The 241-nt window shown below is 68.5% G+C and carries 1 protein-coding gene; it reads left to right on the top strand.

Annotation, left to right across the window (positions count from 1 at the left end; genetic code table 11):
• A partial coding sequence (locus tag G8O24_RS43805; RefSeq protein WP_244646491.1) for an ABC transporter substrate-binding protein occupies nucleotides 1–241 on the top strand: 241 nt, incomplete at both ends.

Here is a 241-nt window from a genome sequence, read left to right as displayed (position 1 = left end):
GACTGGGTCGAAGCGCCGGCGCCCGATGCGCTGCCGGAGCTGAAGCAGCGCGGCTTCAAGCTCTACGCCAACGAGCAGCCGCATGTCTGGCCGTGGCAGTTCTCGCGCGTCGAAGGCTCGCCCTGGACCGACATCCGCCTGCGCAAGGCGCTCAACCTTGCGATCAACCGCGACGAGGTCGTCGGCCTGATGAACGGGCTCGCCAAGCCCGCGAAGGGACAAGTCGACCCGTCGAGCCCGT

Source organism: Bradyrhizobium campsiandrae, assembly GCF_014529705.1.
Taxonomy (GTDB): Bacteria; Pseudomonadota; Alphaproteobacteria; order Rhizobiales; family Xanthobacteraceae; genus Bradyrhizobium; species Bradyrhizobium campsiandrae.
Note: the sequence above shows the minus strand (reverse complement) of the source record. Positions and strands in the feature narration are given on the sequence as shown.